This window comes from Flavobacterium sp. YJ01, from assembly GCF_029320955.1.
GTDB lineage: Bacteria > Bacteroidota > Bacteroidia > Flavobacteriales > Flavobacteriaceae > Flavobacterium.
In genome coordinates, this window is sequence record NZ_CP119757.1 from 3,531,170 (window position 1) to 3,553,355 (window position 22,186).

Genomic DNA, 22,186 nt, shown 5'->3' on the forward strand with positions numbered 1-22,186 from the left:
ATATGCTAAAATTTAACATTATAACATATGTTTACTATAGTGTTATAAAATTGTAAATCCGATGCTCTTTCCGCGCCATTACTGAGGTTTATACGTAAAATTCCACTAGATGTTTGAATTGTTGTGCCAATGCCCAATCCTAATAATTTTTTAATCTTGTTTTTATCAGAAATACTAGTTTGGTCTTGATAGAGGGAATAGTCTAAAATAGAGTTGATATATAGGTTTGGGGACACTAAGTAGCGATATTCTGTCAAAATCATCGTGGCAAAGTTGGCCTGTAGGCTATTTTCCAGGAAACCTCTAATCGAATTCATTCCTCCAAATCGAAATAATTCGTTTGAAATGTAGTTTTTACTTTTTAAGAAAAAATTCTGTGAATTTATGTTAATGAAATTCTTAGAATTTAACTCAAAATTATACTTCAAATTTAGGTTAGTAAAAAATTGGTTGCTTTTGCCTACTGTTTCAACTGAGTTGTTTGTAGTTCGATTTCCAAAACCAAAAGAAGCGGCGATAAATGCTTTATTGAAAAAGATTGTGTTTTCAAAATCACTTTTCTGAAAATCATACGTGGTCGTAATGTATGAATTGTTGAAGTCGCTTATTGTTGAATTGTTTGTGTTTTGGATATCGCTCGATTCTGTTGATTGGTATCCGAGATAAAGTTTAGAATTGTAGTTTAAATAATATCCTAAATTGATATCTGTTTTTGTATTTTGAAAAGTACTATCTTGTTTAAATATGTTTAATTGTGCCTTTATTCCGATTGGAGATTGAAATAAATACGGAATTTCGATTTTGGTATTGAATGTTTTTTGTTGATTGCCATCACTTTTCCAATAAAGAGAAAATTTTTCGCCAGCACGTAATGTGTTTACAAGCGAAATGTCTACATATCCATTTAGATTAAGTTTTTTATTTTCATCATTTGAAAATCCGATATAGCCATCAAAAGTATTTGCCTTTCTTTTTTCTATATAGGTGTATGCTTTAGTCGAGTCTGTTGTGAATAATATTTCAGGATATTTTGTCTGCGAAATAAAATCGAAGCTATTGATGTCATTATACAAATTTTTAATGGCTTCTTGGTTGAATGTTTTATTTGTATATTTTTTGTTTAATTGTTTTAATGCGCCCTTTGGGAAAAAATCTTTCGAATCTGTGTAATTTAGAATAATTGAATTTAAGGTTCTTCTTTTTTCGGAATCTAAAATTAAATCAGCATAAATTATTGAGTTTCTTCTTTTGATGTTTGCTAGTTTTATTTTGGAAAAAGCAAAACCATCTTTTTCTCTGTTTTGAATTTCTCGATTTAATAAATTTTCTAACTCAGTATAAGGAATAATAATGCTGTCTTTTGATGTTTTTTTGGAGTCAAAAAATATATTATTTGTACCTATATATATATGTATAGTTTTTATTCTGTTTTTTAGGTCGAAAATAGCGGTAAAAGAACTGTCGTTAATTTTGCGATTCTCTATTGTAATGATGTCTAGATAGCCTTGCTTTGTGAGTTTTTCTGAAACTGAAGCAATTTCGTTGGTAAGCGATTTTAAGTTCGGATGAGTTTTGTTGTAATTTATAGAATCTATAGTTTGATTTTGTTTTTCATTTATTCCTTTAATGTTTAAATAGAAAGATTGTCCAAAACATTTCGAGCCTAGGAGAAAAAAAAGTATATATAGTAATTGTTTCGGTTGCAATTGATTTGTTTATTAAATGTTAAGCAAATATCATATGTTTCTTTGTTAAATCATACATATAAATAATGTTATTGAAAATTAATGATTTAACGTTTGTATAGTGAAAAATATTTTATACATTTGCAACCCCGTAAAAAGCGGAAATTTAATAAACATAATAATTTTTAGTATTAATTATGCCAACAATTCAACAATTAGTAAGAACAGGAAGAACTCAGATCACTAAGAAGAGTAAATCGGTTGCTTTAGATTCTTGTCCTCAAAGAAGAGGGGTTTGTACGCGTGTTTACACTACTACACCAAAAAAACCAAACTCTGCAATGCGTAAAGTTGCGCGTGTACGTTTGACAAATGGTAATGAGGTGAATGCTTACATCCCTGGAGAAGGACACAATCTACAAGAGCACTCGATAGTATTAGTGCGAGGTGGAAGGGTAAAAGATTTACCAGGTGTTAGATATCATATCGTTCGTGGAGCGCTTGATACGTCAGGTGTTGCAGGAAGAACGCAAAGAAGATCTAAGTACGGTGCTAAACGCCCAAAAGAAGCAAAAAAGTAATTTAAAAACTTTTAAGAAAAAGACATGAGAAAAAGAGCGGCAAAGAAAAGACCACTTTTACCGGATCCAAGGTTTAATGACCAATTAGTAACACGTTTTGTGAACAACTTAATGTGGGATGGTAAGAAATCTACAGCTTTTAAAGTATTTTATGATGCAATTGATATCATCGAAACTAAAAAGCAAAATGATGAGAAAACTTCATTAGAGATCTGGAAAGATGCTTTAACAAACGTTATGCCTCACGTAGAAGTACGTAGCCGTAGAGTTGGTGGAGCTACATTCCAAATTCCAATGCAAATTCGTCCAGACAGAAAAATTTCTATGGCAATGAAGTGGTTAATACTTTATTCAAGAAGAAGAAATGAAAAATCTATGGCACAGCGTTTAGCTTCAGAATGTTTAGCTGCGGCTAAAGAAGAAGGTGCTGCAGTTAAGAAAAGAATGGATACTCACAAAATGGCAGAAGCTAATAAAGCATTCTCTCACTTTAGATTTTAATTCGTAAAGAAATGGCTAGAGATTTAAAATATACAAGAAATATCGGGATCGCTGCTCACATTGATGCTGGTAAAACAACAACAACTGAGCGTATTCTTTTTTATACTGGAAAATCACACAAAATTGGTGAGGTACACGATGGTGCTGCAACAATGGACTGGATGGCGCAAGAGCAAGAAAGAGGTATTACAATTACTTCTGCTGCTACAACTTGTACTTGGAATTTTCCAACAGAGCAAGGTAAAGTTCTTCCAGAATCATTGCCTTACCACTTTAATATTATTGATACTCCTGGACACGTTGACTTTACTGTAGAGGTAAATCGTTCTTTGCGTGTACTTGATGGTTTGGTTTTCTTGTTTAGTGCTGTTGATGGTGTTGAACCACAGTCAGAAACTAACTGGAGACTTGCTGATCAATATAGAGTTCCTCGTATGGGATTCGTAAACAAAATGGACCGTCAAGGTGCTAACTTTTTAGCTGTATGCGGACAGGTTAAAGATATGTTGAAATCGAATGCGGTTGCAATTACTTTGCCTATTGGTGATGAGGCTGATTTTAAAGGTATTGTTGACTTAGTGAAAAATCAAGCTATTGTATGGCATGATGAAACTCAAGGAGCTACTTTTGATATCGTTGATATCCCTGCTGATATGGTTGATGATGTAAAACACTACCGTTCTATCCTTATCGAAGAGATTGCAACTTATGATGAGAATCTTTTAGATAAATACATGGAAGATGAAAACTCTATTACAGAGGACGAAATCAACAATGCATTAAGAGCTGCAACTATCGATATGGCAATCATTCCTATGCTTGCTGGTTCTTCTTTCAAAAACAAAGGAGTTCAATTTATGTTAGATGCTGTTTGTAAGTATTTGCCATCTCCATTAGATAAAGAAGGTATTGAAGGAATTCACCCTGATGATGCTGAATTATTAGAAGAAGATCAAACTAAAATCTTACGTCGACCAGATGTAAAAGAGCCGTTTGCTGCTTTAGCATTTAAAATTGCTACTGACCCATTCGTAGGTCGTTTAGCTTTCTTCCGTGCTTATTCTGGACGTTTAGATGCTGGTTCTTATGTTTTAAATACTCGTTCTGGTAACAAAGAGAGAATTTCTCGTATCTACCAAATGCACGCTAACAAACAAAATCCAATTGAATTTATTGAGGCTGGAGATATTGGAGCTGCTGTAGGATTTAAAGATATTAAAACTGGAGATACTTTGTGTGATGAAAAGAATCCAATTATTTTGGAGTCTATGAAATTCCCTGAGCCGGTAATTGGTATCGCAATCGAGCCTAAAACTAAAGCTGACGTTGATAAAATGGGTATGGCTTTAGCTAAATTAGCTGAGGAGGATCCAACATTTACTGTTAGAACTGATGAGGCTTCTGGTCAAACTATTATTTCTGGTATGGGTGAGCTTCACTTGGATATCTTAGTTGATCGTATGAAACGTGAGTTTAAAGTAGAGGTTAATCAAGGTGAGCCTCAAGTTGAATATAAAGAAGCGTTTACAAGATCTGCTCAACATAGAGAAACTTACAAAAAACAATCTGGAGGTCGTGGTAAATTCGGTGATATCGTATTTAGAATCGAGCCTGCTGATGAAGTTGATGGTAAAGTTCCTGTGGGATTACAGTTTGTGAATGAAGTAAAAGGTGGTAACGTTCCTAAAGAATATATCCCTGCTGTTGAAAAAGGTTTCCGTGAGGCTATGAAAACAGGTCCATTAGCTGGATATGCTGTTGATAGTTTAAAGGTAACTTTGTTAGACGGATCTTTCCACCCTGTGGATTCTGATGCTCTTTCTTTTGAATTAGCTGCTAGAATGGGTTATAAAGAGTCTGGACGTGCTGCTGGAGCTGTTATTCTTGAACCAATCATGAAAATCGAAGTTATTACTCCTGAAGAAAACATGGGTGATATCGTAGGTGACTTGAACCGTCGTAGAGGTCAGGTTAATGATATGGGTGACAGAAATGGTGCTAAAACAATCAAAGCTGATGTGCCTTTATCAGAAATGTTTGGTTATGTTACTACATTAAGAACATTGTCTTCTGGTAGAGCAACTTCAACAATGGAGTTTTCTCACTATGCAGAAACACCTTCTAATATTTCAGAAGAGGTAATCAAAAAAGCAAAAGGTAACGCTTAATTTTAAGAAAATGAGTCAAAAAATCAGAATAAAACTAAAATCTTACGATCACATGTTGGTGGATAAATCTGCTGAAAAGATCGTAAAAACAGTAAAAACTACTGGAGCAGTTGTGACAGGTCCAATTCCTTTACCAACTCACAAAAAACTTTTCACTGTATTGCGTTCTCCGCACGTTAACAAAAAAGCGAGAGAGCAATTTGAAGTAATGTCATACAAGAGATTGATTGATATTTATTCATCTTCATCTAAAACTATTGACGCTTTAATGAAACTTGAATTGCCAAGTGGAGTTGAAGTTGAGATTAAAGTATAATTTTATTATATTTTTTATATAAAAAGCGAGTCAGAAATGTCTCGCTTTTTTTTGTTTTTGACAAGGTTGTTTTGGTGGTGATAATGTTGAGATTTTTAGAGTTTAAGTTAGCTATGGATTTATGTAAATTCCTTTGTTTTAAGGCGGTGACGATGTTTTTTGTTGTGTTTTTATTAATTAAATGTTAAGTGTAAATAGTTTAAAACTTTTAAAAATGGCTTTAAAAATTAAGGTGAATTAATTTGTTTTTGATAGCTGTTTGGAGCTTGGATTTTGATAATGAGCGATTTAATTTTTATAACTGTTTGGTTTATTCAATTTTAATATCTACTTTTGCACTCCCTGTTTGGAAATTTCTGTTATTTTCAAATTGAAGGGAATTTTAGTAATTAATAATTAATATTTATGTCTGGGTTAATTGGTAAAAAAATCGGCATGACTAGCATTTTCGACGAAAACGGGAAAAATATTCCTTGTACAGTAATCGAAGCTGGGCCGTGTGTTGTTACCCAAGTCAGAACCAACGAGGTTGACGGGTATGAAGCGTTGCAACTTGGTTTCGATGACAAAAACGAGAAACATTCTACTAAAGCGGCTTTAGGTCACTTTAAAAAAGCTGGAACTGTTGCTAAGAAAAAAGTCGTTGAATTTCAAGATTTTGCAACTGAACAAAAATTAGGAGATCTTATTGATGTTTCTATTTTTGAAGAAGGAGAATTTGTGGATGTACAAGGTGTATCTAAAGGTAAAGGTTTCCAAGGTGTTGTTAAGCGTCACGGTTTTGGTGGTGTCGGACAAGCTACTCATGGTCAGCACAACCGTTTAAGAGCGCCAGGTTCTGTAGGAGCTTCTTCTTATCCATCTAGAGTATTCAAAGGAATGCGTATGGCTGGAAGAATGGGAGGAGAAAATGTAAAAGTTCAAAACCTTAGAGTTTTAAAAGTAGTTGCTGAAAAGAATCTACTTGTTGTTAAAGGATGTGTTCCTGGTCACAAAAACTCTTACGTAATCATTCAGAAGTAATGGAAGTAAAAGTATTAGATTTCAACGGAAAAGATACTGGTAGAAAAGTTCAACTTTCTGATTCAGTATTCGCAATTGAGCCAAACAATCACGCTGTATATCTTGATGTTAAGCAATATCTTGCTAATCAAAGACAAGGTACTCACAAAGCTAAAGAAAGAGCTGAAGTGACTGGAAGTACACGTAAGATTAAAAAACAAAAAGGAACTGGTACTGCTCGTGCAGGAAGTGTTAAGAATCCTTTGTTTAAAGGTGGAGGAACAGTTTTCGGACCAAGACCAAGAAGTTATTCATTTAAATTGAATAAAAACTTGAAGAGATTGGCTAGAAAATCAGCTTTCTCAATTAAAGCAAAAGAGTCAAACATTGTGGTTCTTGAAGACTTTAATTTTGAAGTGCCAAACACTAAAAATTTCATTAACGTTTTGAAAGCTTTAGGGTTAGAAAATAAAAAATCTCTATTCGTGTTGGGTGAGTCAAATAAAAATGTATATTTGTCGTCACGCAATTTAAAGGCTTCTAATGTCGTAACTAGCTCAGAATTAAGCACTTACGCAATATTAAACGCTAATAATTTAGTGCTTTTGGAAGGTTCTTTAGAGTTAATTGAAGAAAATTTAAGTAAATAATAGGAATATGAGTATCATTATCAGACCTATAGTAACGGAAAAAGTAACCAAAGAAAGTGAAGTTCTAAACCGCTTCGGATTCGTTGTTGACAAAAAAGCAAACAAAGTTGAAATTAAGAAAGCTGTTGAGGCTGCTTATGGAGTAACTATTGTTTCTGTTAACACAATGAATGTGAGACCAGATAGATCTACTAAATACACTAAAAGTGGTTTAATAAGTGGAAAGACAAATGCTTACAAAAAAGCAATTGTACAAGTACAAGAAGGAGAAACAATTGATTTTTACAACAATATCTAAGATAGAAAAATGTCAGTAAGAAAATTAAAACCTATTACCCCGGGTCAGCGATTTAGAGTTGTGAATGGTTATGACGCTATTACAACTGATAAGCCGGAACGCTCTTTGATAGCGCCGATAAAAAACTCTGGAGGTAGAAATAGTCAAGGAAAGATGACCATGCGTTATACGGGTGGTGGTCACAAGCAGAGATATCGTATTATTGATTTCAAAAGAACTAAAGATGGAATTCCAGCTACAGTGAAATCAATCGAATACGATCCAAATCGTACTGCGTTTATCGCTTTATTGGCTTATGCTGATGGAGAGAAAACTTATATTATCGCACAAAATGGATTGAAAGTTGGTCAGAAATTAGTTTCTGGACCAGAGTCTCAACCAGAAATCGGTAATACATTACCTTTAAGCAGAATTCCTCTTGGAACTGTTATATCTTGTATTGAGTTACGTCCAGGACAAGGAGCAGTTATTGCTCGTTCAGCTGGAACTTTTGCTCAGTTAATGGCAAGAGACGGGAAATATGCTACAATTAAAATGCCATCTGGAGAAACAAGATTAATCTTGTTGACTTGTTCGGCTACAATTGGAGCTGTTTCAAACTCTGACCACCAATTAGTTGTATCTGGAAAAGCAGGTAGAACAAGATGGTTAGGAAGAAGACCTAGAACTAGACCAGTAGCGATGAACCCAGTTGATCACCCTATGGGAGGTGGTGAAGGACGTTCTTCTGGAGGGCACCCACGTTCAAGAAACGGATTGCCAGCTAAAGGTTACAGAACTCGTTCTAAGAAAAACCCGAGTAACAAGTATATCGTAGAACGTAGAAAGAAATAATAAGATATGGCACGTTCATTAAAAAAAGGACCTTTCGTTCATTATAAATTAGACAAGAAAGTTCAAGAAAACGTAGAAAGTGGTAAAAATGCAGTTGTAAAGACTTGGTCTAGAGCTTCAATGATTACTCCAGATTTCGTTGGACAAACTATCGCAGTTCATAACGGACGTCAATTTGTACCAGTTTACGTAACAGAAAACATGGTAGGTCACAAATTAGGAGAATTTTCGCCAACTAGATCTTTTAGAGGTCATGCTGGAGCAAAAAATAAAGGTAAAAAATAAAAGAAGCAATGGGAGTTCGTAAAAGAGAAACAGCAGATGCGAGAAAAGAGGCTAATAAGTCTATCGCTTTCGCAAAATTGAATAACTGCCCTACTTCACCTAGAAAAATGCGCTTAGTAGCGGACTTGGTAAGAGGTCAGAAGGTAGAAAGAGCACTTAACATTTTAAGATTCAGTTCTAAAGAAGCTTCAAGAAAATTAGAAAAACTATTATTATCTGCAATCAACAACTGGGAGCAAAAAAATAGTGAAGGTAATTTAGAAGAAGCTGGATTATTTGTTAAAGAGATCAGAGTAGATGGTGGAATGATGTTAAAAAGACTTCGTCCAGCTCCACAAGGTCGTGCACACAGAATAAGAAAACGTTCTAACCACGTAACAATCGTGCTTGGAGCTATCAATAACACACAAAGCAATTCTTAAGCAGCATGGGACAAAAGACAAATCCAATTGGAAATAGACTTGGTATCATCAGAGGATGGGACTCAAACTGGTATGGTGGAAATGATTACGGTGATAAATTAGCCGAAGATCACAAAATCAGAAAGTATATCCACGCTCGTTTATCAAAAGCTAGTGTATCTAAAGTAATCATCGAGAGAACTTTGAAACTTGTAACCGTTACTATCACTACTGCTAGACCTGGTATCATTATCGGAAAAGGTGGGCAAGAGGTAGACAAGTTAAAAGAAGAACTTAAGAAAGTTACTGACAAAGAGGTTCAAATCAACATCTTTGAAATTAAAAGACCTGAGTTAGATGCTTATCTTGTGGCGACAAGCATCGCTCGTCAAATCGAAAGCCGTATTTCTTACAGACGTGCAATCAAAATGGCTATTGCTGCTTCTATGCGTATGAACGCTGAAGGTATCAAAGTTTTGATTTCTGGTCGTTTGAATGGTGCTGAGATGGCGCGTTCGGAAGGTTTCAAAGAAGGTAGAATTCCTCTATCAACTTTCAGAGCTGATATTGATTATGCTTTGGCTGAAGCTCACACTACTTACGGTAGAATGGGTATCAAAGTATGGATCATGAAAGGTGAAGTTTACGGTAAGAGAGAGCTTTCTCCACTTGCTGGGATGGACAAAAAACAATCTGGTACAGGTGGTGGTAAAGGTGGAGATGCTCCTAGAGGCAAATCTAACTTTAACAAAGGCGGTAAACCAGATGCTCGTAAAAGAAAGTAAATTTTTAAACTAAAGAAAAATGTTACAGCCTAAAAGAACAAAATACCGTAAGGTACAAAAAGGTAAAATGAAAGGTAACTCTCAAAGAGGGCATGAACTTTCAAATGGAATGTTTGGAATTAAATCTGTACATGAAGATGGAATGTTCTTGACTTCTCGTCAAATCGAAGCTGCGCGTATCGCTGCAACTCGTTATATGAAGAGAGAGGGACAATTATGGATTAAAATTTTCCCAGACAAACCTATCACTAAGAAGCCTCTTGAAGTACGTATGGGTAAAGGTAAAGGAGCAGTTGAGTATTGGGCTGCTGTTGTTAAACCAGGAAGAATTATGTTTGAAGTTGGAGGGGTTCCATTGTCAGTTGCAAAAGAGGCTTTACGTCTTGCAGCTCAAAAACTTCCAGTAAAAACTAAGTTCGTCGTTGCTAGAGATTTCGAAGCATAATTTATATTTATTATGAAACAATCAGAAATAAAAGATCTTTCTGCAGCGGAGTTGCAAGAAAAGCTTAGTCAAACTAAGAAAGTATATGCTGACCTAAAAATGGCTCACGCAATCTCTCCAATTGCTAACCCACTTCAAATTAGAAGCGTTAGAAGAACAGTTGCAAGATTAGCTACAGAGTTAACTAAAAGAGAGTTACAATAATTGTATTCTGCTGAAAGATGGAAGAAAAAAGAAATTTAAGAAAAGAAAGAATAGGTGTTGTTACTTCAAATAAAATGGATAAGTCTATTGTTATTGCTGAAGTAAGAAAAGTAAAACACCCATTATACGGTAAGTTCGTGTTGAAAACAAAGAAATATGTTGCACACGACGAAACAAACGACTGTAACATTGGAGATACTGTAAGAATTAGCGAAACGCGTCCTTTAAGTAAAACAAAATGTTGGAGATTAGTTGAAATCTTAGAAAGAGCTAAATAATTATGGTACAACAAGAATCAAGACTAAAAGTAGCAGATAACACGGGAGCTAAAGAAGTTTTAACTATTCGTGTTTTAGGAGGTACTAAAAGAAGATATGCCTCTGTTGGTGACAAAATTGTAGTTTCTATCAAAGATGCAACTCCAAACGGAAACGTAAAAAAAGGAGCTGTTTCAACTGCAGTTGTTGTACGTACTAAAAAAGAAGTGAGAAGAGCTGATGGTTCTTATATCCGTTTCGATGATAATGCATGTGTTCTTTTGAACGCTGCAGGGGAAATGAGAGGAACTCGTGTTTTTGGTCCGGTAGCAAGAGAACTTCGTGAAAAACAATTCATGAAAATTGTATCATTAGCACCAGAAGTGCTTTAATTCGTTTTTAAGATGATAAAGCTAAAAATAAAATCAGGAGATATCGTAAGAGTTATTGCTGGAGACCATAAAGGTGCTGAAGGTAAAGTTTTACGTGTTTACCGTGAGAAAAATAAAGCGATAGTTGAAGGTGTAAACATGGTTTCAAAACATACAAAACCAAGTGCTAAGAACCCTCAAGGTGGTATCGTTAAGAAAGAGGCTTCTATTCAAATTTCTAACATTTCTCTAATTGATCCTAAAACTAAGGAAACAACTAGAGTAGGTATTAGAGTAGAAGGAGATAAGAAAGTAAGATTTTCAAAAAAATCTAATCAAGTACTATAGTAATGGCATATACACCTAGACTAAAAGAAGAATATAAGAGTAGAGTAATCTCTGCTCTTAAAGAAGAGTTCGGATATACAAACGTAATGCAAGTTCCTAAACTTGAAAAAATCGTTTTGAGCCGTGGAGTTGGTGCAGCTGTATCTGATAAAAAACTTATTGACTATGCTGTTGATGAGTTAACAAAGATCACTGGACAAAAAGCAGTTTCTACAATCTCTAAGAAAGACGTTGCGTCTTTCAAATTGAGAAAAGGAATGCCTATTGGAGCAAAAGTTACTTTACGTGGAGAAAGAATGTATGAGTTTTTAGATAGACTTATTACTTCTGCTTTACCACGTGTTAGAGATTTTGGTGGTATTAAAGCTACTGGATTCGACGGAAGAGGTAACTACAATCTTGGAGTTTTAGAGCAAATCATTTTTCCAGAAATTGATATTGACAAAGTAAATAAAATTTCAGGAATGGATATTACTTTTGTTACTACTGCAAAAACAGACAAGGAAGCGAAGTCATTATTGGCTGAATTAGGATTACCTTTTAAAAAGAATTAAGACATGGCTAAAGAATCAATGAAAGCCCGTGAGGTGAAAAGAGAGAAAACGGTAGCTAAGTATGCTGAAAAAAGAAAAGCTTTGTTAGAAGCTGGAGATTATGAAGGCTTACAAAGATTACCTAAAAATGCTTCACCAGTTCGTTTGCACAATCGTTGTAAATTAACAGGTAGACCTAGAGGTTATATCCGTCAGTTTGGTATTTCACGTGTAACTTTCCGTGAGATGGCTAATAATGGATTAATTCCAGGAGTTAAAAAGGCTTCTTGGTAATCTCGCAATAAGTTATTACTTTTGCAAACCAAAAAATAATTTTTAATTGATTAAAGGTTCGGGAAACGAGTGTTTCCCGAAAACCATAATCGCAATCAAATACATATGTATACAGATCCTATTGCAGATTATTTGACTAGAGTTCGTAACGCTGTGGCTGCAAACCACAAAGTTGTTGAAATTCCAGCATCTAATCTAAAGAAAGAGATAACTAAGATCTTATTTGATCAAGGTTACATCTTAAGTTACAAATTTGAGCAGAATACTGTACAAGGTTCTATCAAAATTGCTTTGAAGTATGATAAAGATACTAAAGAGCCTGTAATTAAAGATATCCAAAGAATTAGTAAACCTGGTTTACGTAAGTACGCAGGTGCTGCCAAATTACCTAGAATCCTTAACGGATTAGGAATTGCTATTGTTTCTACATCAAAAGGTTTGATGACTGGAAAGCAAGCTAAGCAATTAAATGTAGGTGGTGAAGTAATTTGTTACGTATACTAATTTTAAACACTAGATAAGATGTCAAGAATAGGTAAAAGCCCAATTGTAATCCCTGCTGGTGTAACTGTTGAAGTTAAAGACGGTATTATTACAGTAAAAGGAAAAAAAGGTCAACTAGTTCAGGAGTTTTCGGACGTAAATGTAACTGTTGAAGGCGATCAAGTTTTAGTAGAAAGATCGTCTGATCATAAAGACCATAGAGCAAAACACGGATTATACAGATCATTAGTTAATAACATGATTGTTGGTGTATCTGAAGGTTTTACTAAAGAACTAGAATTAGTTGGAGTTGGTTATAGAGCTTCAAACCAAGGTCAAAAATTAGATTTAGCTCTTGGATATTCTCACAATATTGTTTTAGAAATTGCTCCAGAAGTATCTTTAGAAACAATATCTGAAAAAGGTAAGAACCCTATCGTAAAATTAACATCATTTGATAAACAACTTTTAGGTCAAGTTGCTGCGAAAATCAGAGGTTTCCGTAAGCCAGAGCCTTACAAAGGAAAAGGTGTTAAATTTGTGGGTGAAGTATTAAGAAGAAAAGCAGGTAAATCAGCTTAAAAGATAAGATTATGTCATTAACAAAATCTGAAAGAAGACAGAGAATTAAATTCAGAATTAGAAAATCGGTTAGTGGTTCAGCTGCAAGACCTAGACTTTCTGTTTTTAGAAGTAATAAAGAAATTTACGCTCAAATTATTGATGATGTAAATGGAGTTACTATATTAGCTGCATCTTCAAGAGAAAAAGAAATAGGAAAAGGTACTAACGTTGAAATCGCTGCTGCTGTTGGAAAATTAGTTGCAGAGAAAGCGTTAAAAGCTGGGATTGATACCATCACTTTCGACAGAGGTGGATATTTATATCACGGTCGTATTAAATCATTAGCAGAAGGCGCAAGAGCCGCTGGACTTAAATTCTAATATATTATGTCTAAATACAAAAATGTAGAATTGGTAAAACCTAGTGGTCTTGAACTTAAAGATCGTCTAGTTAGTGTGAATCGTGTTACTAAAGTTACAAAAGGAGGTAGAGCTTTCGGTTTTTCTGCTATTGTAGTTGTAGGTGATGAAAATGGAGTAGTAGGTCATGGATTAGGAAAATCTAAAGACGTTTCTGAAGCAATTGCGAAAGCAGTAGAAGATGCTAAGAAAAACTTAGTTAGAATTCCTTTGAATGGACAATCTGTTCCTCACGAACAAAAAGGTAAATTTGGTGGTGCACGTGTATTCTTAATTCCAGCATCTCATGGTACTGGAGTTATTGCTGGTGGAGCTGTTCGTTCAGTTCTTGAGTCGGTAGGTATTCACGATGTATTGTCTAAATCTCAAGGATCATCAAATCCACATAACGTAGTAAAAGCGACTTTTGATGCTTTATTACAAATGAGAAGCGCTCATACTGTTGCAAAACAAAGAGGTGTTTCTTTAGAGAAAGTTTTTAAAGGTTAATTAGGAAATTATGGCTAAATTATTAGTAAAACAAGTAAGAAGCAAAATCAACTGCCCTCTTTCTCAAAAGAGAGGTTTGGAAGCTTTAGGTCTACGTAAAATTGGACAAGTTGTGGAGCATGAGTCAAATCCTGCTATCCTTGGGATGATAAACAAAGTTAAACACTTAGTTTCTGTTGAAGAAGCTAAATAACAAATACTGTTATGAATTTAAGTAACTTACAACCTGCTGAGGGATCTACACACAATCAAAATAAAAGATTAGGTAGAGGAGAAGGTTCTGGAAAAGGTGGTACCGCTGCACGTGGACACAAAGGAGCAAAATCTCGTTCTGGTTATTCTAAAAAGATTGGTTTTGAAGGAGGGCAAATGCCGCTTCAAAGACGTGTACCTAAGTTTGGTTTCAAAAACATCAATCGTAAAGAATACGAAGGTGTTAATTTAGATACTCTTCAATTATTAGTTGATAACGGTGTAATTACTGATTCTGTTTCTATGACAGATTTCGTAGCAAATCGTCTAGCTTCTAAAAATGAAATCGTTAAGATTTTAGGTAGAGGAGAATTGAAAGCAAAATTAAAAGTAACTGCCCACAAATTTACTGCTACTGCAAAAGCTGCTATTGAAGCTGCTGGTGGAGAAGCTGTAACTATATAACTTATCTATTAAGATGAAGAAATTTATTGAATCAATAAGTAATGTTTGGAAAATCGAAGAACTAAAAAATCGTATCTTAATTACATTAGGATTGCTTTTAGTATATCGTTTTGGAGCACACGTTACGCTTCCTGGAATTGACGCAACGCAATTGACTGGTTTAGCGGGACAAACTAAAAATGGTCTAGGATCTATTCTAGACATGTTCACCGGGGGTGCTTTCTCTAAGGCTTCAGTTTTTGCCTTAGGTATCATGCCTTATATTTCTGCGTCTATTGTTGTTCAGTTGATGGGAATTGCGATTCCATATTTACAAAAACTTCAAAATGATGGAGAAAGTGGTAGAAAAAAGATTAATCAAATCACTCGTTGGTTGACAATCGCTATCACATTGGTTCAAGGTCCAACTTATATCTATAATTTATACAGAACATTGCCTAGTAATGCATTTTTGCTAGGCTTTAATTCACCTGAATTTTTGTTCTCATCTGTTATAATCTTAGTTACAGGTACAATTTTTGCTATGTGGCTTGGAGAAAAAATTACAGATAAAGGGATTGGAAATGGTATTTCATTGTTAATTATGGTTGGTATTTTAGCTCGTTTACCGCAAGCTTTTATTCAAGAGTTTACAACTCGTGTTACCAATAACAATGGAGGTCCAATGTTATTAGTTATTGAAATTATTGTGTGGCTATTAGTGATTATTTCTTGTGTATTGCTTACAATGGCAGTACGTAGAATTCCAGTTCAGTACGCTCGTCGTACAACTACTGGAGATTATGAGCAAGATTTAGCAGGTGGTAATAGACAATGGATTCCTCTTAAGCTTAATGCTTCTGGAGTTATGCCAATCATTTTTGCTCAGGCAATTATGTTTATCCCTGCGGCTGTAGCTGGGCTGTCTAAATCAGATACATCACAATCAATTGTTGGTGCATTTAGTAATATGTTTGGTTTCTGGTATAATTTTGTTTTTGCAACTTTAATTATTGTATTTACATTCTTTTATACTGCAATCACTGTACCTACTAACAAAATGGCTGATGATTTAAAGAGAAGCGGTGGTTTTATTCCTGGGGTTCGTCCTGGTGCTGAAACTTCTGATTTCCTTGATAAAGTGATGTCTTTAATAACTTTCCCAGGATCTTTATTCCTTGCTTTGATTGCTGTGTTCCCAGCTATTGTTGTAAGTATTATGGATGTACAACAATCTTGGGCAATGTTTTTTGGAGGTACCTCATTAATAATTATGGTTGGAGTTGCAATAGATACTATTCAACAAATCAATTCATACTTGTTAAACAAACATTATGATGGTTTAATGAAGACTGGTAAAAATAGAAAAGCGGTAGCTTAATATATTTATGGCAAAACAATCAGCAATAGAACAAGACGGATCAATTATTGAAGCATTGTCAAATGCAATGTTCCGTGTAGAGTTAGAAAATGGACATATCGTAATTGCTCATATTTCTGGAAAGATGCGTATGCATTACATCAAATTATTACCTGGTGATAAGGTGAAACTAGAAATGAGTCCTTATGATTTGTCAAAAGCAAGAATTACTTATCGATATTAAAGGATATTCAATATGAAAGTTAGAGCATCAGTAAAAAAGAGAAGTGCCGAGTGCATTATCGTGCGTAGAAAAGGGAGACTGTACGTAATAAACAAAAAGAATCCTAGATTTAAACAAAGACAAGGATAATTATGGCAAGAATAGCAGGGGTAGATATCCCAAAAAACAAAAGAGGTGTTATCGCACTTACTTATATCTTCGGATTAGGTAGAAGTAGAGCTATTGAGATTTTAGAGAAAGCTCAAGTTAGCCAAGATAAAAAAGTTCAAGATTGGAATGATGACGAGATCGGAGCAATTCGTGAGGCAGTTTCATTTTACAAAATTGAAGGAGAATTACGTTCTGAAATTTCTTTAAACATTAAACGTTTAATGGATATTGGATGTTACAGAGGTATTCGTCATAGATCTGGTCTTCCATTAAGAGGACAAAGAACTAAAAACAACTCAAGAACAAGAAAAGGTAAAAGAAAAACTGTTGCTAACAAGAAAAAAGCAACTAAATAATAAGTAATATGGCTAAAGCAACTGCAAAAAAACGTAAAGTTATCGTTGAATCAACGGGTGAGGCTCATATTTCTGCCACTTTTAATAACATTATTATTTCTTTGACTAATAAGAAAGGTGAAGTTATCTCTTGGTCTTCAGCTGGTAAAATGGGTTTCAGAGGTTCTAAAAAGAACACTCCTTATGCAGCTCAAATGGCAGCAGAAGATTGCGCTAAAGTAGCACTTGAGGCAGGACTTAAAAAAGTGAAAGTTTATGTAAAAGGACCAGGTAACGGACGTGAGTCTGCTATCCGTTCTATTCATAACGGTGGAATTGAAGTTACTGAGATTATCGACGTTACTCCAATGCCGCACAACGGATGTCGTCCTCCAAAAAGACGTAGAGTTTAATTTTTTATTTTTATAGTATAAACAAGGTAGAACATAGATTATCGAAGGATTAGACCTGAATTCATAATTTCTACCTTAAAATTTTTTTTAAAATGGCAAGATATACTGGTCCTAAAACCAAAATCGCTCGTAAATTTGGCGAGGCAATCTTCGGAGATGATAAATCTTTCGAAAAAAGAAATTACCCACCTGGACAACACGGGATGGCTAAAAAAAGAGGAAAAAAATCTGAGTATGCTGTTCAGTTAATGGAAAAGCAAAAAGCTAAATATTCTTACGGAATTTTAGAAAAACAATTCAGAAATTTATTCGAAAAAGCATCAGCGACTAAAGGAGTAACTGGTGAAGTTTTATTACAATTATGCGAAGCAAGATTAGATAATGTTGTTTTTAGAATGGGAATTGCTCCATCTAGAAGAGGTGCGCGTCAAATCGTTTCTCACAGACACATTACTGTAAATGGAGAGGTTGTTAATATTCCTTCTTACCACCTTAAGCCTGGTGATAAAGTTGCAGTTCGTGAAAAATCTAAATCTTTAGAAGCTATCGAACGTTCTTTATCAAATTCAAGTCATGTTTATGAATGGATTACTTGGAACAATGATCTTAAAGAAGGAACTTTTGTTTCTGTTCCTGCAAGACTTCAAATTCCAGAAAACATTAAAGAACAATTAATCGTAGAGTTGTACAACAAATAATAATTGACTTAGTCGAAATTTATGGCAATATTTAATTTTCAAAAGCCCGATAAAGTTATCATGATCGATTCAACCGATTTTGAAGGTAAATTCGAATTTAGACCTTTAGAACCTGGTTATGGATTGACAGTTGGTAATGCACTTAGAAGAGTTTTGCTTTCAGCATTAGAAGGTTATGCAATTACATCTGTTCGTATCGAAGGTGTAGATCATGAGTTTTCTACTATTTCAGGTGTTGTTGAAGATGTTACCGAAATTATCCTTAATCTAAAACAAGTACGTTTCAAACGTCAAATTGAAGATATCGATAATGAATCAGTTACTATTTCTGTTTCAGGTAAAGATCAATTAACAGCAGGTGATTTTCAGAAATTTATTTCAGGTTTCCAAGTTCTGAACCCAGACCTTGTTATCTGTAACTTAGATTCTAAAATCAAATTGAATTTCGATTTAACTATCGAAAAAGGTAGAGGATACGTGCCTGCTGAAGAGAACAAAAAACAGAATGCTGCAATTGGAACGATTTTTACAGATTCTATTTTTACTCCGGTAAAAAATGTAAAATATGCAATCGAAAACTTCCGTGTAGAGCAGAAAACAGATTACGAAAAATTAGTTTTTGAAATTAAAACTGATGGATCGATTAATCCAAAAGATGCTCTTACTGAGGCTGCTAAAGTTTTAATTCACCATTTCATGTTGTTTTCTGATGAAAGAATTACACTTGAGGCTGACGAAATTGCACAAACAGAATCGTATGATGAAGAGTCATTGCATATGAGACAATTGCTTAAAACTAAGCTTGTTGATATGGATCTATCTGTAAGAGCATTAAATTGCTTGAAAGCGGCTGAAGTTGATACACTTGGTGATTTAGTATCGTTCAATAAAAATGACTTAATGAAGTTCCGTAACTTCGGTAAAAAATCTTTAACTGAGCTTGATGAGCTTGTTGCAGTTAAGAATTTAACTTTCGGAATGGATTTAGCTAAATACAAATTAGATAAAGAATAATTTACTTCATATTTTGCTCTCCATAGTGGATTGTAGCAAGATGAAGATAAAAAAAACACGTCATGAGACACGGAAAAAAATTCAACCACTTAAGCAGACAGACTGGACATAGAAAAGCTATGTTGGCTAATATGGCTTGTTCTCTTATTGAGCACAAACGTATTAATACTACTGTTGCTAAAGCTAAAGCGCTTAAACAATTTGTTGAGCCTTTAATCACAAAATCAAAAGAGGATACGACTCACAATCGTCGTATTGTTTTTGCTTACTTGCGCAGTAAATATGCAGTAACTGATTTGTTCAGAGATGTAGCTGCTAAAGTTGGAGACCGTCCAGGAGGATACACTCGTATCATTAAAGTTGGAAATCGTTTGGGAGATAATGCTGATATGGCAATGATCGAACTTGTTGACTTCAATGAACTTTACAACGGAGGTAAAAAAGAAGTTAAAAAAGCTAAAAGCCGTCGTGGTGGTAAAGCTAAAAAAGCTGAAACTGCTGCTCCAGAAGCTCCTGCTGCTGAAACAGAAACGACTACTGAAGCTTCTGAATAATTATGAGAGTAATCATTCTATAATATTAAAGGATAAACTAATTTTTAGTTTATCCTTTTTTTTTGATTTTTTTAAACCTAGAGAAATGTAACTTATTTAAAATGATAGGTTTTATTTTTACGAATGAAAGTTTTAAAAAATCTTGGAAGAGCTTCTATAAAGAAGTAAATTTGCAAAATATCTAATTACATTTAAAAACCACTGTTTTGGTTTTTACACTTGATAAAAAAAACAATACAAATTAAATAATGAAATACACAACAAGAAAAAGCGCCATTTTATTACTTAGTGATGGAACAATTTTTCACGGAAAATCTATCGGAATTAGCGGTAAAACTTTTGGTGAAGTTTGTTTTAATACCGGAATGACAGGTTATCAGGAAATTTTTACTGATCCTTCTTACTTCGGCCAAATTATGGTGGCTACAAATACACATATCGGAAATTATGGTGTTAATGAGTTAGAAGTAGAATCTGATAGTATTAAAATAGCTGGTTTGGTTTGTAAAAACTTCAGTTTTAATTATTCTAGGGTAAATGCTTCTGAAAGTTTGGAGGATTATTTTGCTAAACAAAATTTAATCTGTATTTCTGATGTAGATACTCGTGCGCTTGTAAGTTACATTCGTGATAATGGTGCAATGAATGCTGTGATTTGTACAGATGGTACTTCAATAGAAGATTTGAAAAAAGAATTGGCAAATGTTCCAAATATGGAAGGTCTGGAGTTAGCTTCTAAAGTTTCAACTGCTGAGCCATATTTTTTCGGTGATGAAAATGCTACTTATAAAATTTCTGCTTTAGATCTTGGGATTAAAAAGAATATCTTAAGAAATCTGGCTAAAAGAGATTGCTACATTAAAGTTTATCCTTATAACTCAACATACAAAGATATGTCTGAGTTTAATCCTGATGGTTATTTCTTGTCAAATGGACCTGGAGATCCAGATCCTTTGTTTGGAGCTATCCAAGTTGCTAAAGAAATATTAGCAGACAATAAGCCACTTTTCGGAATTTGTTTAGGGCATCAAGTTATTGGTTTGGCAAATGGTGTTGAGACTTATAAAATGTTTAATGGGCATCGAGGAATTAATCATCCTGTAAAAAACATTATTACTGGTAAAGGAGAGATAACTTCTCAAAACCATGGGTTTGCTGTTAAGAAAGAACAGTTGGATAATCATCCAGAATTGGAAATTACTCATGTGCATTTAAATGACGGTACTGTAGCCGGAATGAGAATGAAGAATAAAAATTGTTTCTCAGTTCAATATCACCCAGAAGCAAGTCCAGGACCACACGATTCTTCATATTTGTTTGATCAATTTGTTGAGAACATTAAAACTGCTAAAGTCTAAAACGATGTAGTTAATAAATAAAGGTGTTTAATATCTAAAATGCGTTTATAGTATTGAATATTTTTATAATTTCGAAAAAAAAATATAATTTATTAATAAAAAACAAAAATAATGAGTATTATAATTAAAGTTCACGCAAGACAAATTCTTGATTCTAGAGGTAATCCTACTATTGAGGTAGATGTAGTAACTGAAAATGGAGTTTTAGGTAGAGCTGCGGTTCCATCTGGAGCTTCAACTGGAGAGCACGAAGCTGTTGAATTACGTGATGGAGGTAAAGCTTATCTAGGTAAAGGTGTTTTGAATGCAGTGAACAATGTAAATACTGTTATTGCTGAAGAATTAGTTGGAACTTCTGTTTTCGAACAAAATACAATTGACCAATTAATGATTGATTTAGATGGAACTCCAAACAAATCTAAATTAGGAGCTAATGCTATTTTAGGTGTTTCTTTAGCTGCTGCAAAAGCTGCTGCTAATGAACTTGGTTTGCCATTGTACAGATACGTTGGTGGTGTTTCTGCTAATACATTGCCAGTTCCAATGATGAATATCATCAACGGTGGATCTCACTCTGATGCGCCTATCGCATTCCAGGAGTTTATGATTTTCCCAGTAAAAGCAACTTCTTTTACACATGCTATGCAAATGGGAACTGAAATTTTCCACAGTTTGAAAAAAGTATTACATGATAGAGGTTTAAGTACTGCTGTGGGTGATGAAGGAGGTTTTGCTCCAAACTTAGCTGGTGGTACTGAAGATGCTTTAGATACTATCAAACTTGCAGTTGAAAAAGCAGGATATACTTTCGGTGACGAAATTATGATTGCTCTTGACTGTGCTGCTTCTGAGTTTTATGTAAACGGGAAATACGATTATACTAAATTTGAAGGAGAAACTGGAAAAATCAGAACTTCTGAAGAGCAAGCTGATTATTTAGCTGAACTTGCTGCTAAATATCCAATTATTTCTATCGAAGACGGTATGTACGAAGATGATTGGGATGGATGGAAAGCTTTAACTGAAAAAATTGGAGATAAAGTACAATTAGTAGGAGATGATTTATTTGTTACTAACGTTGCTCGTTTATCAACAGGAATTGAAAAAGGAATTGCTAATTCAATCTTAGTAAAAGTTAACCAAATCGGAACTTTAACTGAAACAATTGCAGCTGTAAACATGGCAAAAAATGCTGGTTATACTTCTGTAATGTCTCACCGTTCTGGAGAAACTGAAGATAATACAATTGCAGATTTAGCTGTTGCTTTAAACTGTGGTCAAATTAAAACTGGTTCCGCTTCTCGTTCTGATCGTATGGCTAAATACAATCAATTATTGAGAATTGAAGAAGAATTAGGAAGTACTGCTTACTTCCCTGGTTTAAAAGCTTTCAAGATTAAATAATCATAAGAGTTATATTAAGACAAACCATTCATTTTTTAATGAATGGTTTTTTTTTGGAGTTTTAACAAATTCATAGCAGTATTCTTTTTTTAATTAGTCTTAAATTC

The 22,186-nt window shown here is 34.2% G+C and carries 35 protein-coding genes; 34 read left to right on the forward strand and 1 reads right to left on the reverse strand.

Going from position 1 to position 22,186, the window contains the following annotated elements; translation table 11 throughout:
- Positions 1-5: 5 nt before the first annotated feature.
- The gene (locus tag P0R33_RS15415; RefSeq protein ID WP_276172061.1) at positions 6-1,706 is read right to left on the reverse strand and encodes a hypothetical protein; all 1,701 of its coding nucleotides are present in this window, start codon (positions 1,704-1,706) and stop codon (positions 6-8) included.
- Between the two features lie 176 nt (positions 1,707-1,882).
- On the opposite strand from P0R33_RS15415, the gene rpsL reads away from it, so the two are divergent.
- From rpsL to eno, 34 genes are all read left to right on the forward strand, one after another.
- Positions 1,883-2,266: a 30S ribosomal protein S12 gene (gene rpsL / locus P0R33_RS15420; RefSeq protein WP_007136570.1), complete on the forward strand. Its 384-nt coding sequence runs from the start codon at positions 1,883-1,885 to the stop codon at positions 2,264-2,266.
- A 24-nt stretch (positions 2,267-2,290) separates the two neighbouring features.
- Positions 2,291-2,767: a 30S ribosomal protein S7 gene (gene rpsG / locus P0R33_RS15425; protein WP_026727879.1), complete on the forward strand. Its 477-nt coding sequence runs from the start codon at positions 2,291-2,293 to the stop codon at positions 2,765-2,767.
- A gap of 11 nt (positions 2,768-2,778) precedes the next feature.
- Positions 2,779-4,935, forward strand: coding sequence for an elongation factor G (gene fusA / locus P0R33_RS15430; RefSeq protein ID WP_276172067.1), 2,157 nt, complete (start codon positions 2,779-2,781; stop codon positions 4,933-4,935).
- 10 nt (positions 4,936-4,945) lie between these two features.
- Entirely contained in the window at positions 4,946-5,251 is a 306-nt protein-coding gene (gene rpsJ / locus P0R33_RS15435) for a 30S ribosomal protein S10 (RefSeq protein ID WP_007803605.1), read from the forward strand.
- Between the two features lie 405 nt (positions 5,252-5,656).
- Entirely contained in the window at positions 5,657-6,274 is a 618-nt protein-coding gene (gene rplC / locus P0R33_RS15440; protein WP_091496656.1) for a 50S ribosomal protein L3, read from the forward strand.
- The gene (gene rplD, locus P0R33_RS15445) at positions 6,274-6,903 is read left to right on the forward strand and encodes a 50S ribosomal protein L4 (RefSeq protein ID WP_132989111.1); all 630 of its coding nucleotides are present in this window, start codon (positions 6,274-6,276) and stop codon (positions 6,901-6,903) included. The genes rplC and rplD overlap by 1 nt, the downstream gene beginning before the upstream one ends.
- Positions 6,904-6,910: 7 nt before the next feature.
- Entirely contained in the window at positions 6,911-7,201 is a 291-nt protein-coding gene (gene rplW / locus P0R33_RS15450; protein WP_091496652.1) for a 50S ribosomal protein L23, read from the forward strand.
- A gap of 9 nt (positions 7,202-7,210) precedes the next feature.
- Positions 7,211-8,035, forward strand: coding sequence for a 50S ribosomal protein L2 (rplB, locus tag P0R33_RS15455; protein ID WP_008464287.1), 825 nt, complete (start codon positions 7,211-7,213; stop codon positions 8,033-8,035).
- A gap of 6 nt (positions 8,036-8,041) precedes the next feature.
- Positions 8,042-8,320, forward strand: coding sequence for a 30S ribosomal protein S19 (rpsS, locus tag P0R33_RS15460; protein WP_008464288.1), 279 nt, complete (start codon positions 8,042-8,044; stop codon positions 8,318-8,320).
- 8 nt (positions 8,321-8,328) lie between these two features.
- A complete protein-coding gene (rplV, locus tag P0R33_RS15465; RefSeq protein ID WP_007803631.1) occupies positions 8,329-8,742 on the forward strand; it encodes a 50S ribosomal protein L22 in 414 nt (137 codons plus the stop codon).
- A 5-nt stretch (positions 8,743-8,747) separates the two neighbouring features.
- Positions 8,748-9,506 carry a 30S ribosomal protein S3 gene (gene rpsC / locus P0R33_RS15470; RefSeq protein WP_008464292.1) on the forward strand — a complete coding sequence of 253 codons (759 nt, stop codon included), beginning with the start codon at positions 8,748-8,750 and terminating at the stop codon, positions 9,504-9,506.
- 19 nt (positions 9,507-9,525) lie between these two features.
- A complete protein-coding gene (rplP, locus tag P0R33_RS15475; protein WP_017495016.1) occupies positions 9,526-9,951 on the forward strand; it encodes a 50S ribosomal protein L16 in 426 nt (141 codons plus the stop codon).
- Between the two features lie 12 nt (positions 9,952-9,963).
- Positions 9,964-10,155: a 50S ribosomal protein L29 gene (gene rpmC / locus P0R33_RS15480; protein ID WP_008464297.1), complete on the forward strand. Its 192-nt coding sequence runs from the start codon at positions 9,964-9,966 to the stop codon at positions 10,153-10,155.
- A 17-nt stretch (positions 10,156-10,172) separates the two neighbouring features.
- Positions 10,173-10,433 (forward strand): 30S ribosomal protein S17, encoded by a 261-nt coding sequence (gene rpsQ, locus P0R33_RS15485; protein WP_007803646.1) that lies wholly within the window; start codon positions 10,173-10,175, stop codon positions 10,431-10,433.
- 2 nt (positions 10,434-10,435) lie between these two features.
- Positions 10,436-10,804, forward strand: a complete 369-nt coding sequence (rplN, locus tag P0R33_RS15490; protein WP_007803649.1) for a 50S ribosomal protein L14 — start codon at positions 10,436-10,438, stop codon at positions 10,802-10,804.
- Positions 10,805-10,816: 12 nt separating this feature from the next.
- On the forward strand, positions 10,817-11,131 hold the full coding sequence (gene rplX, locus P0R33_RS15495; RefSeq protein ID WP_007803650.1) for a 50S ribosomal protein L24: 315 nt from the start codon (positions 10,817-10,819) through the stop codon (positions 11,129-11,131).
- 2 nt (positions 11,132-11,133) lie between these two features.
- Positions 11,134-11,685 carry a 50S ribosomal protein L5 gene (rplE, locus tag P0R33_RS15500; RefSeq protein WP_012022484.1) on the forward strand — a complete coding sequence of 184 codons (552 nt, stop codon included), beginning with the start codon at positions 11,134-11,136 and terminating at the stop codon, positions 11,683-11,685.
- A gap of 3 nt (positions 11,686-11,688) precedes the next feature.
- A complete protein-coding gene (gene rpsN / locus P0R33_RS15505; protein WP_008464305.1) occupies positions 11,689-11,958 on the forward strand; it encodes a 30S ribosomal protein S14 in 270 nt (89 codons plus the stop codon).
- Positions 11,959-12,063: 105 nt separating this feature from the next.
- Positions 12,064-12,462, forward strand: coding sequence for a 30S ribosomal protein S8 (gene rpsH, locus P0R33_RS15510; protein WP_008464306.1), 399 nt, complete (start codon positions 12,064-12,066; stop codon positions 12,460-12,462).
- Between the two features lie 18 nt (positions 12,463-12,480).
- Positions 12,481-13,023 (forward strand): 50S ribosomal protein L6, encoded by a 543-nt coding sequence (gene rplF / locus P0R33_RS15515; protein WP_276172072.1) that lies wholly within the window; start codon positions 12,481-12,483, stop codon positions 13,021-13,023.
- A gap of 11 nt (positions 13,024-13,034) precedes the next feature.
- Entirely contained in the window at positions 13,035-13,385 is a 351-nt protein-coding gene (rplR, locus tag P0R33_RS15520; protein ID WP_109190655.1) for a 50S ribosomal protein L18, read from the forward strand.
- Positions 13,386-13,388: 3 nt separating this feature from the next.
- Positions 13,389-13,913 carry a 30S ribosomal protein S5 gene (gene rpsE, locus P0R33_RS15525; protein WP_085949269.1) on the forward strand — a complete coding sequence of 175 codons (525 nt, stop codon included), beginning with the start codon at positions 13,389-13,391 and terminating at the stop codon, positions 13,911-13,913.
- 10 nt (positions 13,914-13,923) lie between these two features.
- The gene (gene rpmD / locus P0R33_RS15530; RefSeq protein ID WP_008464315.1) at positions 13,924-14,106 is read left to right on the forward strand and encodes a 50S ribosomal protein L30; all 183 of its coding nucleotides are present in this window, start codon (positions 13,924-13,926) and stop codon (positions 14,104-14,106) included.
- 11 nt (positions 14,107-14,117) lie between these two features.
- Positions 14,118-14,570: a 50S ribosomal protein L15 gene (gene rplO / locus P0R33_RS15535; RefSeq protein ID WP_091496646.1), complete on the forward strand. Its 453-nt coding sequence runs from the start codon at positions 14,118-14,120 to the stop codon at positions 14,568-14,570.
- A gap of 13 nt (positions 14,571-14,583) precedes the next feature.
- Positions 14,584-15,930: a preprotein translocase subunit SecY gene (gene secY, locus P0R33_RS15540; protein WP_007803669.1), complete on the forward strand. Its 1,347-nt coding sequence runs from the start codon at positions 14,584-14,586 to the stop codon at positions 15,928-15,930.
- Positions 15,931-15,937: 7 nt separating this feature from the next.
- Complete coding sequence (gene infA, locus P0R33_RS15545; protein ID WP_007136545.1) at positions 15,938-16,153, forward strand: translation initiation factor IF-1; 216 nt, start codon at positions 15,938-15,940, stop codon at positions 16,151-16,153.
- 12 nt (positions 16,154-16,165) lie between these two features.
- Entirely contained in the window at positions 16,166-16,282 is a 117-nt protein-coding gene (gene ykgO, locus P0R33_RS15550; protein WP_002987490.1) for a type B 50S ribosomal protein L36, read from the forward strand.
- A 2-nt stretch (positions 16,283-16,284) separates the two neighbouring features.
- Positions 16,285-16,659: a 30S ribosomal protein S13 gene (gene rpsM, locus P0R33_RS15555; RefSeq protein ID WP_229354985.1), complete on the forward strand. Its 375-nt coding sequence runs from the start codon at positions 16,285-16,287 to the stop codon at positions 16,657-16,659.
- Between the two features lie 8 nt (positions 16,660-16,667).
- Positions 16,668-17,051, forward strand: a complete 384-nt coding sequence (gene rpsK, locus P0R33_RS15560) for a 30S ribosomal protein S11 (RefSeq protein ID WP_026727866.1) — start codon at positions 16,668-16,670, stop codon at positions 17,049-17,051.
- Between the two features lie 92 nt (positions 17,052-17,143).
- Entirely contained in the window at positions 17,144-17,749 is a 606-nt protein-coding gene (rpsD, locus tag P0R33_RS15565) for a 30S ribosomal protein S4 (protein ID WP_008464326.1), read from the forward strand.
- Positions 17,750-17,770: 21 nt separating this feature from the next.
- Complete coding sequence (locus P0R33_RS15570) at positions 17,771-18,763, forward strand: DNA-directed RNA polymerase subunit alpha (protein ID WP_008464329.1); 993 nt, start codon at positions 17,771-17,773, stop codon at positions 18,761-18,763.
- Positions 18,764-18,825: 62 nt separating this feature from the next.
- Positions 18,826-19,317 carry a 50S ribosomal protein L17 gene (gene rplQ / locus P0R33_RS15575; protein WP_095931493.1) on the forward strand — a complete coding sequence of 164 codons (492 nt, stop codon included), beginning with the start codon at positions 18,826-18,828 and terminating at the stop codon, positions 19,315-19,317.
- Between the two features lie 248 nt (positions 19,318-19,565).
- Positions 19,566-20,675, forward strand: coding sequence for a glutamine-hydrolyzing carbamoyl-phosphate synthase small subunit (carA, locus tag P0R33_RS15580; protein WP_276172074.1), 1,110 nt, complete (start codon positions 19,566-19,568; stop codon positions 20,673-20,675).
- 111 nt (positions 20,676-20,786) lie between these two features.
- On the forward strand, positions 20,787-22,079 hold the full coding sequence (gene eno, locus P0R33_RS15585) for a phosphopyruvate hydratase (RefSeq protein WP_229354983.1): 1,293 nt from the start codon (positions 20,787-20,789) through the stop codon (positions 22,077-22,079).
- Positions 22,080-22,186: the final 107 nt, after the last annotated feature.

What these genes read in the sequence shown, in the direction of transcription:
- rpsL (WP_007136570.1), top strand. Translation starts at nt 1,883, where the DNA reads ATGCCAACAATTCAACAATTAGTAAGAACAGGAAGAACTCAGATCACT.
- rpsG (WP_026727879.1), top strand. Translation starts at nt 2,291, where the DNA reads ATGAGAAAAAGAGCGGCAAAGAAAAGACCACTTTTACCGGATCCAAGG.
- fusA (WP_276172067.1), top strand. Translation starts at nt 2,779, where the DNA reads ATGGCTAGAGATTTAAAATATACAAGAAATATCGGGATCGCTGCTCAC.
- rpsJ (WP_007803605.1), top strand. Translation starts at nt 4,946, where the DNA reads ATGAGTCAAAAAATCAGAATAAAACTAAAATCTTACGATCACATGTTG.
- rplC (WP_091496656.1), top strand. Translation starts at nt 5,657, where the DNA reads ATGTCTGGGTTAATTGGTAAAAAAATCGGCATGACTAGCATTTTCGAC.
- rplD (WP_132989111.1), top strand. Translation starts at nt 6,274, where the DNA reads ATGGAAGTAAAAGTATTAGATTTCAACGGAAAAGATACTGGTAGAAAA.
- rplW (WP_091496652.1), top strand. Translation starts at nt 6,911, where the DNA reads ATGAGTATCATTATCAGACCTATAGTAACGGAAAAAGTAACCAAAGAA.
- rplB (WP_008464287.1), top strand. Translation starts at nt 7,211, where the DNA reads ATGTCAGTAAGAAAATTAAAACCTATTACCCCGGGTCAGCGATTTAGA.
- rpsS (WP_008464288.1), top strand. Translation starts at nt 8,042, where the DNA reads ATGGCACGTTCATTAAAAAAAGGACCTTTCGTTCATTATAAATTAGAC.
- rplV (WP_007803631.1), top strand. Translation starts at nt 8,329, where the DNA reads ATGGGAGTTCGTAAAAGAGAAACAGCAGATGCGAGAAAAGAGGCTAAT.
- rpsC (WP_008464292.1), top strand. Translation starts at nt 8,748, where the DNA reads ATGGGACAAAAGACAAATCCAATTGGAAATAGACTTGGTATCATCAGA.
- rplP (WP_017495016.1), top strand. Translation starts at nt 9,526, where the DNA reads ATGTTACAGCCTAAAAGAACAAAATACCGTAAGGTACAAAAAGGTAAA.
- rpmC (WP_008464297.1), top strand. Translation starts at nt 9,964, where the DNA reads ATGAAACAATCAGAAATAAAAGATCTTTCTGCAGCGGAGTTGCAAGAA.
- rpsQ (WP_007803646.1), top strand. Translation starts at nt 10,173, where the DNA reads ATGGAAGAAAAAAGAAATTTAAGAAAAGAAAGAATAGGTGTTGTTACT.
- rplN (WP_007803649.1), top strand. Translation starts at nt 10,436, where the DNA reads ATGGTACAACAAGAATCAAGACTAAAAGTAGCAGATAACACGGGAGCT.
- rplX (WP_007803650.1), top strand. Translation starts at nt 10,817, where the DNA reads ATGATAAAGCTAAAAATAAAATCAGGAGATATCGTAAGAGTTATTGCT.
- rplE (WP_012022484.1), top strand. Translation starts at nt 11,134, where the DNA reads ATGGCATATACACCTAGACTAAAAGAAGAATATAAGAGTAGAGTAATC.
- rpsN (WP_008464305.1), top strand. Translation starts at nt 11,689, where the DNA reads ATGGCTAAAGAATCAATGAAAGCCCGTGAGGTGAAAAGAGAGAAAACG.
- rpsH (WP_008464306.1), top strand. Translation starts at nt 12,064, where the DNA reads ATGTATACAGATCCTATTGCAGATTATTTGACTAGAGTTCGTAACGCT.
- rplF (WP_276172072.1), top strand. Translation starts at nt 12,481, where the DNA reads ATGTCAAGAATAGGTAAAAGCCCAATTGTAATCCCTGCTGGTGTAACT.
- rplR (WP_109190655.1), top strand. Translation starts at nt 13,035, where the DNA reads ATGTCATTAACAAAATCTGAAAGAAGACAGAGAATTAAATTCAGAATT.
- rpmD (WP_008464315.1), top strand. Translation starts at nt 13,924, where the DNA reads ATGGCTAAATTATTAGTAAAACAAGTAAGAAGCAAAATCAACTGCCCT.
- rplO (WP_091496646.1), top strand. Translation starts at nt 14,118, where the DNA reads ATGAATTTAAGTAACTTACAACCTGCTGAGGGATCTACACACAATCAA.
- secY (WP_007803669.1), top strand. Translation starts at nt 14,584, where the DNA reads ATGAAGAAATTTATTGAATCAATAAGTAATGTTTGGAAAATCGAAGAA.
- infA (WP_007136545.1), top strand. Translation starts at nt 15,938, where the DNA reads ATGGCAAAACAATCAGCAATAGAACAAGACGGATCAATTATTGAAGCA.
- ykgO (WP_002987490.1), top strand. Translation starts at nt 16,166, where the DNA reads ATGAAAGTTAGAGCATCAGTAAAAAAGAGAAGTGCCGAGTGCATTATC.
- rpsM (WP_229354985.1), top strand. Translation starts at nt 16,285, where the DNA reads ATGGCAAGAATAGCAGGGGTAGATATCCCAAAAAACAAAAGAGGTGTT.
- rpsK (WP_026727866.1), top strand. Translation starts at nt 16,668, where the DNA reads ATGGCTAAAGCAACTGCAAAAAAACGTAAAGTTATCGTTGAATCAACG.
- rpsD (WP_008464326.1), top strand. Translation starts at nt 17,144, where the DNA reads ATGGCAAGATATACTGGTCCTAAAACCAAAATCGCTCGTAAATTTGGC.
- P0R33_RS15570 (WP_008464329.1), top strand. Translation starts at nt 17,771, where the DNA reads ATGGCAATATTTAATTTTCAAAAGCCCGATAAAGTTATCATGATCGAT.
- rplQ (WP_095931493.1), top strand. Translation starts at nt 18,826, where the DNA reads ATGAGACACGGAAAAAAATTCAACCACTTAAGCAGACAGACTGGACAT.
- carA (WP_276172074.1), top strand. Translation starts at nt 19,566, where the DNA reads ATGAAATACACAACAAGAAAAAGCGCCATTTTATTACTTAGTGATGGA.
- eno (WP_229354983.1), top strand. Translation starts at nt 20,787, where the DNA reads ATGAGTATTATAATTAAAGTTCACGCAAGACAAATTCTTGATTCTAGA.